At 72.4% G+C, this 10,818-nt stretch carries 8 protein-coding genes and 2 pseudogenes; 7 read left to right on the forward strand and 3 right to left on the reverse strand.

The window, feature by feature from the left end:
* Nucleotides 1-71: 71 nt before the first annotated feature.
* The 3 genes and pseudogenes from JNW89_RS16485 to JNW89_RS16495 form a co-directional block, all read left to right on the forward strand.
* Nucleotides 72-1,111 (forward strand): annotated as a pseudogene (locus JNW89_RS16485) (glycosyltransferase family 4 protein); the annotation flags it as partial.
* Between the two features lie 217 nt (nt 1,112-1,328).
* On the forward strand, nt 1,329-3,026 hold the full coding sequence (locus tag JNW89_RS16490) for a DUF4012 domain-containing protein (RefSeq protein WP_238449590.1): 1,698 nt from the start codon (nt 1,329-1,331) through the stop codon (nt 3,024-3,026).
* Nucleotides 3,027-3,181: 155 nt separating this feature from the next.
* The gene (locus JNW89_RS16495; RefSeq protein ID WP_238449591.1) at nt 3,182-3,664 is read left to right on the forward strand and encodes a hypothetical protein; all 483 of its coding nucleotides are present in this window, start codon (nt 3,182-3,184) and stop codon (nt 3,662-3,664) included.
* 108 nt (nt 3,665-3,772) lie between these two features.
* Here JNW89_RS16495 and JNW89_RS16500 read toward each other — a convergent pair whose 3' ends face one another.
* Nucleotides 3,773-4,423, reverse strand: coding sequence for a GNAT family N-acetyltransferase (locus JNW89_RS16500; RefSeq protein ID WP_238449592.1), 651 nt, complete (start codon nt 4,421-4,423; stop codon nt 3,773-3,775).
* A gap of 285 nt (nt 4,424-4,708) precedes the next feature.
* On the opposite strand from JNW89_RS16500, the gene JNW89_RS16505 reads away from it, so the two are divergent.
* Together JNW89_RS16505 and JNW89_RS16510 are read left to right on the forward strand one after the other, a co-directional pair.
* The gene (locus JNW89_RS16505; protein WP_306344874.1) at nt 4,709-5,683 is read left to right on the forward strand and encodes a DUF817 domain-containing protein; all 975 of its coding nucleotides are present in this window, start codon (nt 4,709-4,711) and stop codon (nt 5,681-5,683) included.
* 452 nt (nt 5,684-6,135) lie between these two features.
* Nucleotides 6,136-6,729 carry a hypothetical protein gene (locus JNW89_RS16510; RefSeq protein ID WP_238449593.1) on the forward strand — a complete coding sequence of 198 codons (594 nt, stop codon included), beginning with the start codon at nt 6,136-6,138 and terminating at the stop codon, nt 6,727-6,729.
* Nucleotides 6,730-6,798: 69 nt separating this feature from the next.
* On the opposite strand, the gene JNW89_RS16515 is transcribed toward JNW89_RS16510, so the two are convergent.
* Together JNW89_RS16515 and gdhA are read right to left on the reverse strand one after the other, a co-directional pair.
* On the reverse strand, nt 6,799-8,163 hold the full coding sequence (locus tag JNW89_RS16515) for a hypothetical protein (protein ID WP_238449594.1): 1,365 nt from the start codon (nt 8,161-8,163) through the stop codon (nt 6,799-6,801).
* Between the two features lie 168 nt (nt 8,164-8,331).
* A complete protein-coding gene (gene gdhA, locus JNW89_RS16520) occupies nt 8,332-9,669 on the reverse strand; it encodes an NADP-specific glutamate dehydrogenase (protein WP_238449595.1) in 1,338 nt (445 codons plus the stop codon).
* A gap of 114 nt (nt 9,670-9,783) precedes the next feature.
* Between gdhA and JNW89_RS16525 the strand changes: the two genes are divergently transcribed.
* A complete protein-coding gene (locus JNW89_RS16525; protein ID WP_088961804.1) occupies nt 9,784-10,092 on the forward strand; it encodes a MazG-like family protein in 309 nt (102 codons plus the stop codon).
* Nucleotides 10,093-10,598: 506 nt separating this feature from the next.
* Nucleotides 10,599-10,818: pseudogene (locus JNW89_RS16530) on the forward strand (hypothetical protein); the annotation flags it as partial.

The following is a 10,818-nucleotide window of genomic DNA, read 5'->3' on the forward strand; positions in this document are numbered from 1 at the left end:
CGACATCGACGTGCTCTACGTCTTCCAGCTGCCCGCGACGACGTTCGCCACCGCCGCGCTGATGCGGATGCTCGGCAAGGTGCCCACCGTGCTACACGTCCGGCGGCGACGGTTCGGCGGGCGCGCGGATGGCCAGTCACCTTTCCTTCGCCGGCAGCGTGGCGATGGTTGGGCGCCGCTACCTGGCCGACATCGACGTGCTCTACGTCTTCCAGCTGCCCGCGACGACGTTCGCCACCGCCGCGCTGATGCGGATGCTCGGCAAGGTGCCCACCGTGCTACACGTGCAGGACCTCTGGCCGGAGGGGGAGGTGGCCGGTGACGGTGCGCAGCGGCAGCGCGGGCCGGGACGGCTCGCCACCACCATGCGGCGGGTGCTGCGCGAGGCGGACGCCCTGGCGGTCACCGCGCCGTCCATGCGGGACCTGGTGCTCGCCGACAGCGTCGACCCCGCCCGGGTGCGGGTGGTGCTCAACTGGACCGACGAGCGGATCTTCCAGCCGGTACGACCCAGCCGCGCCGCGCAGGGGTTCGTCCGGCGCGACGGCCGGTGCGTGGTCATGCACGCCGGCACGATCGGGGTACGGCAGGGGCTCGAGACGGCGGTCCGGGCGGCGGCGCGCTCGACGGTCGGACGGACCTGGTGCTGGTGGGCTCGGGCGCGGAGGAGCGGCGGGTGCGGGGGCTCGCCGCCGAACTGCGGGCGGACAACGTCCGATTCGTGGAGCGCCGGTCGCCGCTGGACATGCCTGAGCTGTACGCGGCCGCCGACTACCAGCTGGTCATGCTCCGCGACCTGCCCGAGCTGCGCGGCACAGTGCCCGGCAAGCTGCAGGCCGCGCTCGCCTGCGCGGCGCCGGTGATCGCCTCCGCCGGCGGGGACACCGTGGAGCTGGTGGAGCGCGCCCGGGCGGGGCTGTCCTGCCCGCCCGAGGACTGGGCCACGCTGGCCGACCGGTTCTGGCTCGCCTCGACCATCCCGTCCGCGGCTCGCTCCGAGATGGGGCGGCGGGGACGGGAGACGTATCTGCGGGAGATGTCGCTGCGGGCGGGTGTCGACCGGGTGGAGGAAATGCTGAACCAGGTGGCCGTCGCGCGGCACCGCAGGTGATCACCCGAACGATCCTCGCACGACATCTTTTACGCCCTCAAAGCGGTGAAATCGCCAGGCCGACTGCGTGGTTCGTGCTAGAAAATTGACGAATCGTAATTTTGTCCGTTTCGGAGTGGAGAGTGGTGTGACCGAGAGCGGTGTGTCGCGTCGCAGCCGGAGGCGCTTGCGACGACGGACCAGGGCGCGGATCCGGCGAGCGTCGCTCGCCGGACTCGTGGTCGGGTCCCTGCTCCTGACGGGCGCCGGGTGGGTCGGGTTCCGGGGTTGGCAGGCGCGGGCGCACCTGCTCAACGCCGCCGGTCTGGCCCGTGAGCTCAGCGCGCAGATCGTCGGCGGGGACACCGTCCGGGCGCAGCGCACGCTCGCCGCACTGCAGGAGCAGGCCGGGGCGGCCCGCGACGCCACCGGCGACCCGGGCTGGTGGCTGGGGCAGCGCTCCCCGTACGCCGGTGACGACCTGGGAGCGGTACGCCAGATCGCGGTCGCCATCGACGACCTCGCCCGACGGGCCTTCCCCACGCTGGTGGGGACCGATCTCGCCACCCTGGTGCCGAAAGAGGGGCGCTTGGACGTGGGTCGGCTGCGGGCGGTCTCGACCGAGTTGGCCGACGTGAACACCGTCGTGCGGGAGACCCGGAACCGCCTCGACGCAGTGCCGACCGCGGACCTGGTGGATCAAATACGAACGGCCCTGACCGGCCTGCGGGCGGAGATCGACCGACTGGCCGGTCTGACCGGGGCGGCCGACCAGGGTGCCCGGGTGCTTCCGTCGCTGCTCGGCGCCGACGGGCGCCGTACCTACCTGCTCGTCTCGCAGAACCCGGCCGAGCTGCGCGCCACGGGCGGCATGTTCGGGGCGTACGCGGTGATCCGCGCCGACAACGGCCGGGTGGAGATGGTCACCCAGGGCGCCGCGGTGGACCTGGAGCGATTCGATCCGCCGGTCGCCACCCTGCCCGCCGAGACCCGTCAGCTCTACACCGACCTGCCCGCGATCTACCCGGCGGACGTCAACCTGACCCCGCACTTCCCGACCGCGGCGAAGCTCTACCGGGAGATGGTCCGGCGCCGTACCGGCACCACCGTGGACGGTGTGCTGGCGGTGGACCCGGTGGCCCTGTCGTACCTGCTCGCCGCGACCGGCCCTGTCACGGTGTCGGGCGGCCCGAAGCTCGCCTCCGACACCGTTGTGCGCACGCTGCTCTCGGACACCTACCGCACGATGAGCCTGAAGGAGCAGGACGCCTACTACGCGGCGGCGGCCGCCGCCGTCTTCGACGCCTTTCTTGCCGCGAAAGTCAACCCAAAGGCTATTTTGTCCGCTTTCGACCGCTCTATAGCGGAACGAAGGATATTGTTCTGGAGTGCCCGATCAGGAGAACAGCGCATCTTCGGCGACAGCCGGGTGAGCGGGATCCTGCCCGAGCACGAGACGGTGCCCAGCGTGGGGGTGTTCCTCAACGACGGCAGCGGCGCGAAGCTCGGCTACTACCTGAAGCCGACGGCGCAACTGACCGTCGGTGAGTGCCAGGAGGAGGGGCGCCGTCAGCTGCGCCTGCGGTTCAGCCTGCACTCCTCGGCGCCGACGTCCGGCCTGACCAGGTCGGTGCTCGGTCTCGGGAAGGCTGGCGACCCGTACACCATCCGCACGTTGGTGTACGTCTTCAGCCCCGCCGGCGGCGCCGTGATGGGCGCCCGGATCGACGGGGCGGACGCTGCCCTGGGCAGCGGCACCGAGCGGCGCCGGCAGGTGGGCGTCGCCAACGTCGAGGTCCCGCCCGGGGCCACCCGGACGCTCGACGTCGACCTGCTGACCGGCAGGAACACCGCCGGTACCCCTGAGCTCTGGCTCACCCCCACAGCCACCCCATGGACCACCCAAGTTGTATCCGCACCAAGCTGCAACCAGTAGGAGGAGACCACCATGCGGCTATCCCGCATCATTATGGCGCTCACGGCCGGCCTGGCCGTCGTGCTGGCGCGACCGCGGCGGGGGCGGCGCAGCCGCAGCCGGCCCCTGGCGCGCCCCAGCCACCGCCCGACGACTACGTGCCGAAGCCGGGCTGCTTGAAGGTGCACCGGACCACGATCAAGATCGGCGAGACCGTGGTGCTCAGGGGCACCGGCTTCGGTCCCAACCAGACGGTCGACATCGACGTGAGCCTGACGCCCCTCGCCGCCTCCATCCCCGGTCAGGCGCCGGCCCGCCGCAGCGACGGCAGCACCGTCGCGATGGCGGCGGTGGCCTTCCCGCAGCCGGCCCCGGGGCACCTCACCGCGCAGACCAACGCGGCGGGCCAGTTCACCGTGTCCTTCCGGCCGACCGAAATCGGCAATTACACCTTCACCGCGGCCGGCTGCCAGTTCAGCGCCTTCCTCAAGGTGCTGCCGAGGAAGAAGGGCGGGCACCAGCAGCTCCCCGTCACCGGTGACAGCATGGGCACCCCGCTCAAGGTCGGCGGCGGTCTCGTCGGCGCGGGGGCGGTCCTGATGCTGGGCAGCCTGGTGTGGCGCCGGCGCAACCGCTTCGGCATGGGGTCGACACGCTGATCCCGCACGCGGCAGGGCCCGGAACAGTGAGGACGGCGCCCGTCGGAGGATTCCGGCGGGCGCCCGCACGTGTTCCGCGCGCCCACGGGCGTACCCCGGTGCGCCCGGTCAGGGCAGCGCGTCCGGCGACCCGTCGTCGCCCGGCAGTGCCACGGTGAGCACCCGCGCCACCGGGCGGAATCCGGCCTCGTCGTACATCCGGCGGGCCGGATTGCCGTCGGCCACCGACAGGCCCACCCGGGGCAGCCCGGCCGCCCGCGCCCCGTGCAACGCGTGGCCGAGCAGCGCCCGTCCCAGCCCTCGACGCTGCGCCGCCGGCGCCACCCCCAGGTTGAGGATCCAGGCGCAGACGTCCTCGGTCCACGGCACCGGCCCGGCGGCGAGCACGTGACCGGCGCTGCGCCCGTCCGGACCGACCACCCGCGCCGAGGCCGGCAGCAGCGGTGGGACCGGCTCGGCCCGCTCGAACATCCCGCGCACCTCGGCGGTGTCGCTCGGCTGCCAAGGCCCGTCCGGGTGGTCCGGCCCGTACGCCGCCCGCCAGCCCCGCGGCCAGGTCGTCGTCCCCACCCGGCGGGTGCCCCAGGACCAGCCGGCGGGCAGCGGCACCGGCTCCGGTACGTCGGTCAGCTCGTGCCGCATGTCCGTGGCGGCCCGGCGCAGCGTCAGGCCCCCGGCGACCAGCGCGGCGGCCAGGGCGTCGTCCGGCGTCTCCAGCCGCGCGCCGGCGAGGTCCCGGCGGGCCTGGGCGGCGAGCATGCGCGCGTCCGCTCCCGGTAGCGGTGTCACCTCCCCGGCTACACGTTCACCGTCGTCGTCGCGCAGCCCGGCAGCCGGGCCAGCGGTGTGCCGTCGTCGGTGCTCAGCAGGTGTCCGGTGGACGCTTCGGGGTCGGGGTGCAGCGGCATCCCCGCACCGTAGTGGCGGGGTGGGTGCCTTCTCCACCGGGTTCGCCGCGACTCTGGCCGACCGTGCCCGGCCTGACGCCTCCGCCGCACCCCGCCGGTGCCGGCTGAGCTGCGCCGGCACGATAGCGTCGCGGCGATGCGTACCCCTTCCGGACCGGCCACCCTGACCACGGCCGAGCGCGCGATCGATGTCCGCTTCCGCGCGATCCTGGCCCGGCTGCCCCGGCGCGGACCGGCCGGCTGGCTGACCGAGTTCGCGGTCTTCGGGCTCAAACAGGCCTGGGCGTGCGTGTTCGGTGGGGCGATGCTGGCGGTCATCTTCGCGGTGCATCTGTGGTACCCGCAGGACGCGCCGCTCGCCCGCAACGACGCCCTGACCCTCGCCGCGGTCGTCATCCAGATCGCGATGGTGGCCGGACGCCTGGAAACCCTGCGGGAACTGCGGGTGGTGGTGCTGTTCCACCTCGTCGGCACGGCGATGGAGGTGTTCAAGACGCACATCGGCTCGTGGTCCTACGCGCCCGACGGCGTCCTGCGGCTCGGCGCGGTGCCGCTGTTCAGCGGCTTCATGTATGCCGCGGTCGGCTCCTACATGGTCCGGGTCAACCGGCTGTTCGACCTGCGTTTCGTGCGCTACCCGAGGCGCTGGGTGACGGCTGTCGTGGCCGCCGCAATCTATGCCAACTTCTTCACCAACCACTACGTCCGGGACGTGCGATGGCTGCTCGTCGCCGTCGTCGCTCTGGTGTTCGGGCGTTGTGTCATGCAGTTCCGCATCTTCCGGTTCCGGTGGCGCATGCCGCTCCTGCTGGCCTTCTTCCTCGTCGCCGTCTTCATCTGGCTCGCGGAGAACATCGCCACCTGGTCGCATGCCTGGCTGTATCCCAGCCAGTTGGGCGGTTGGCACCCGGTCTCGGCGACGAAGCTCGCGTCGTGGTTCCTCCTCATGATCATCTCAGTGGTGCTGGTCACCTGGATCTCGCCGCCGCAGCCGCCCGACGACCGATCGCCGGCCGCGGCGGTGGGCGCCGAGCTTTCCCCGGCATCGCCGACGACGGGCGGCGGCCCGCAGAACGTCGCCACGGGCGGTCACGGGCGGCACGAGAGGTAAGCCGACCTGTCCCTTGCCGGGCGGGTTCGGGCTGGACGGGCGTCCCCTGCGGCCTCGTCGTCGCCGGCCGTGGTGTCCGGTCAGGGGCGGGATGTCCGGATCCGCCCGCGGCCGCCGTCCGGTATCCAGGGTGTCCGGGCGCGGCGTCCCGTGACCGCCGGCACCCCGGCGGCGGAATGGTGGCGGGGCCGGCGTCGTTACATCCTCCGTACGACCGCAGCAGCAACCCCGCTGGCCTGGGCCGATGATGTGGCCGACGCGGGATGCGGGCCCCGGAATGATGGTGGGCCGCCGGTCGTTACACATGGTCCCGGCGCCACGAGCCCCCCGCTCGCGATGACCTGCCGGGCAGCGACTTTCCCCCGTGATCTTTTTGAGCGCCCTGTCGTGGTGCCTGCGCGCGTGCTCGACCCCCGTCGAGTCGTGGCGCCAACCCCCTAAGGAGCTACTTCATGAACACGATGATGCGTAAGAGCGTTCTCGGTATCGCTGGTCTGGCCGTCGCCGGTGGTCTCGCCGCCGGTCCGCTGAACCACGGCACCACCGACACGGTCGACACCCGGGCCGCCGCCGTCGCGGTGCGGGCGGACAAGCCGGCCGCGGACAAGAGCAAGCTGATCCCGCACGGCGTGCAGGGCGAGCAGTCCCGTATCGACCTGGGCGACGAGGAGACCGACAACGTCAAGGCGATCATCGCCGCGACCAAGAAGTCGGGCATGGACGAGCGGGCCGCCGTGGTCGCGATCGCCACGTCGCTGCAGGAGTCGAAGCTGGAGAACCTGGGTCACCTGGGTGACCGCAACGACCACGACTCGCAGGGCCTGTTCCAGCAGCGCCCGTCCTCGGGTTGGGGCACCGTTGAGCAGATCACCGACCCCGAGTACAGCACGATGGCGTTCCTCAAGGGCCTGAAGCAGGTCGACGGCTGGCAGGACATGCCGCTGACCGAGGCCGCCCAGACCGTGCAGGTCTCGGCCTACCCGTTCCACTACGCGCAGTGGGAGCGGCAGGCTGCCGACCTGGTCGCCGAGCACTGGAACAGCTGACCGCACCGGAACGACGCGCTGGCCGGCACCCCCGAGCGGGGTGCCGGCCAGCGGCGTCTGCGGGTCCGGTCAGGGGCACGCGGCGTAGAGCCGACGGGTGCCCACGCCGGCGGCGTACGCGGCCCGGTCGCTGAACCGGCAGCCGAAGTCCGCCGCCGCGACCGCCTTCGGGTCGGCGACCGCGTCACCGCCGGGGCGGGCGCCGGTGCGTACCCAGGACACCAGGTCGTCCCAGGCGGCGCCGGCCTCGGCCGGGGTGAACTCGCAGTGCTGGCTGGCCCGGATGGCCCGCTGCACGACCAGCCGGCTGCGGCCGTGCCACGCCGCGTCGCGGGCGTACGCCTGCTCCATCGAGAACGGCACGAACAGGTCACCCAGGTCGTGCAGGCTGAGCACCGGGGCGGTGGGCCGCCCGGCGATCCGCGGCACCTCGGTCAACGTGGGGGAGAGCCGCTGCCAGACGTTCTCCGGCGCGACCCGCTGGACGGCGGCGTTGACGTCCACCGGCGTGTTCGGCGTGTAGCGGGTGAGCAGGTTGGTGGCGAGCTGCCCCGGCCGCTGGGCGGGGGAGTCGCCGCCGTTGGTGGTGCTGATCCCGAAGAGGAAGTCCTTCCAGACCGCGAAGGCCCGGTCCGCGCCCGGACGCGGGCCGCCGGAGCGGTTGATGACGATCTCCCGGAACTGCTTGCCGCGCTCGTTGGTGGTGTCCGGCCCGGTCGGGGTGAGCCCGGCGAGACCGAGCGCGACCTGGATCCGCGGCACCGCGTTGGTCAGGTAGTCCGCCGGCGTGGGGTAGGCGGGCACCCCGGCGAGCGCCTGCGCGACCAGGTTGTAGTCGAGGAAGAAGTCGAGCAGCTGGTGGTCGCCCAGCACGCCGCACATCGGCAGCGCCCCGTCGTAGTAGCCGGGGTACTGCTCCAGCGAGCGGCCGATGATGTAGCCGCCCATCGACACCCCGGTCAGGTACGTCCGGTGTGGCCGTCGCACGGTGCCGGCGAAGAGGTCGGCCAGTTCCCGGGTGCTGACCACGCCGGAGCGGATGTCGAAGCCGTTGGTGGTGTACGACGACGCCGCCCAGGCGTACCCCTGGTCCAGCAGGCGTTGCCGCAGGCCGTAGTTGGGGGTCTCCGGGGAGAGCACGGTGGTCTGGCCCCGGTAGCCGTGCGCCCACATGACCAGCTCGCCGTTCCACGCCGGCGGGATCTCGATGAGGTAGCCGGCGTGCCGGTGCACGCCCTGCCGGACGGTCGACGGGGTGCCCCGCACGTCGAGCGGCGCGAGCGGCGGGTTGCTGATGGTGTAGCCGGGCAGTGGCTGGGAGCCGTCGCGGTCGGCGGCGGCGGCGGGCGCCGCGCCGGCGAGCCCGACAGTCAGGGCGAGGGTGGCGCCGGCGGCGAGCAGGCGGCGGACGAGTCGGGTGGATGAGGACAGCATCGATGCTCCCCCGGGGACGGTGCCGCCCCAGTGTGCGGGCGGCCAGGCGGGACGGTGCCTACCGACCGGTAGCGCCCTGAAGCTAGGCCCCGCCGTCGAACGCTGTCAATGCCCTCCTGACCGAACGGTCAGCCGATGTGGACTGACCGCCCGGTCGGGGCGATCGGCTCAGACCAGGCCGTGCGCGAGCATTGCCTCGGCGACCCGGCGGAAGCCGTTGATGTTGGCGCCGGCCACGTAGTCGCCCGGCAGGCCGTACTCCTCGGCGGTGGCCCAGCAGCGGTCGTGGATGTCCCGCATGGTCTCCCGCAACCGCTGCTCCGACTGGGCGAACGTCCACGAGTCCCGGCTGGCGTTCTGCTGCATCTCCAGCGCGCTCACCGCCACGCCGCCGGCATTGGCCGCCTTGCCCGGGGCGAACCGCACCCCGGCCCGGCCGAGGATGCGCACCGCCTCCGGGGTGGTCGGCATGTTCGCCCCCTCGACCACCGCCACGCAGCCGCCGGCGACCAGCGCCGCGGCCTCCGCGCCGCCGATCTCGTTCTGCGTCGCGCAGGGCAGCGCCAGGTCGCAGGGCACCTCCCAGACGGTACGGCCGGAGACCGCCACCGCGTGCGGCACGTGCCGCACGTAGTCGTCCAGCCGGACCCGGCGCTGCTCCTTCAACTCCCGCAGCAGCTCCAGGTCGATACCCTTCTCGTCCAGCACGTAGCCGTCCGAGTCGGAGCAGGCCACCACCGTCCCGCCGAGCTGGTGCACCTTCTCGATCGCGTACGTCGCCACGTTGCCCGACCCGGAGACGACCACCCGCTTGCCGTCCAGGCTGTCCCCGCTCTGCGCGAGCATCTCCGCGGCGAAGAACACCGCGCCGTACCCGGTCGCCTCGGTGCGCACCTGCGCGCCCCCGTACGACAGGCCCTTGCCGGTCAGCACCCCCGACTCGTACCGGTTGGTGATCCGCTTGTACTGCCCGAACAGGTAGCCGATCTCCCGGCTGCTCACCCCGATGTCCCCGGCGGGCACGTCGGTCTGCTCGCCGATGTGCCGGTACAGCTCCGTCATGAAGCTCTGACAGAAGCGCATCACCTCGCGGTCCGAGCGACCCTTCGGGTCGAAGTCCGCGCCGCCCTTGCCGCCGCCGATCGGCAGGCCGGTCAGCGCGTTCTTGAAGATCTGCTCGAAGCCGAGGAACTTGACGATCCCCAGGTAGACCGACGGGTGGAAGCGCAGGCCACCCTTGAACGGGCCGAGCGCGCTGTTGAACTCCACCCGGAATCCCCGGTTGACCCGGACCCGGCCGTGGTCGTCCTCCCACGGCACCCGGAAGATGACCTGCCGCTCCGGCTCGCAGATCCGCTCGATGATCCGCGCCCGCGCGTACTCGGGGTGACGGGCCAGGGCGGGGCCGATGCTCTCCAGCACCTCCCGTACCGCCTGGTGGAACTCCGGTTCGCCCGGGTTCCGGCTGACCACACTGGCGAACACCGACTCGACGGCCTCCGGCATCACCGCACGTCCCTTCCGGTCCAGCTGGCGGCCTCGTCGCCACCACCGGGCCGGCGGCATCCCGCCGACCGTCCCCGGATACGGATCGTCACCCCTGTCCGGTTCACTGATCCGATGGACGAGTCGATCTGGAACGCCGTACGGGCCTCGCGGGGCTGGCTGGACGCCGCCAACGGCACCGGACAGGCGGAGCTGACCTGCCGCATCCTCAAGCTCACCGAGGAGGCCGGCGAGGCGGCCGGCGCCTGGATCGGCGTGCTCGGCCAGAATCCGCGCAAGGGGGTCACCCACACCCGCGAGGACGTTGCCGCCGAACTCGCCGACGTGGTCTTCACCGCGCTGGTCGCCATCGAGAGCCTCGGCCTGGACGCCCGGTCGGTGGTCGCCGAGTGCGCCGCCAAGGTCCGCGCCCGCACCTCTTGACCGCGTCCGTCCCACGCGGCCCGCGTACCCCGGCCATCCCCGACCGGGTACGCGGGCATGGCGGGGGTTGTCCCTTCGTCGGCTCGCCGGGTCGGGATGTCCGGTTCCGGCCTGATCGGCTTGCCCGGATGTCGCGCTCCGGTTGGTCTCGGCGTGCCGGATGTCCGGTTACCTGCTCCGCTGGGCGCACCCCGGATGTCGGGTCTGGCCAGCCAGTGCCGGGTCGTCCCGTGACCGGCGGCACCCTGGCGGCGGAATGGTGGCCGGGCCGGGGTCGTTACACCCTCTGGACGATCGCAGCAGCACCCCGCTGGCCTGGCCCGAACGCGTGGCCGGCCCGGGGATTGATGGTGGGCCGCCGGTCGTTACACATGGACCCGGCGCCGTGAGCTCGCGAAGCCTGCCGGGTGAAGACTTTCCCCTTTGAATTTGAGCGCCGTCGTGGTGCTTGCGCCCGCTCGACCCCCATCGAGCCTGGGCGCCAACCCCCGAATGGAGCCACTCTGATGAACACGACCATTCTGCGTAAGAGCGTTCTGGGTATTGCTGGTCTGGCTTTCGCCGGTGGCGTCTTCGCCGGCCCGGTCACCGAGGCTCACGCCGCCCCGGCGGTGGACGCCAAGGCGGTGGCTGTGGTGCAGGCCGACAAGCCCGGCAAGGGCAAGCTGATCCCGCACGGTGTGCAGGGCAAGCAGTCGCGCATCGACGTGGGCGACGAGCAGACGA

This window comes from Micromonospora sp. 4G55 (genome assembly GCF_016803375.1).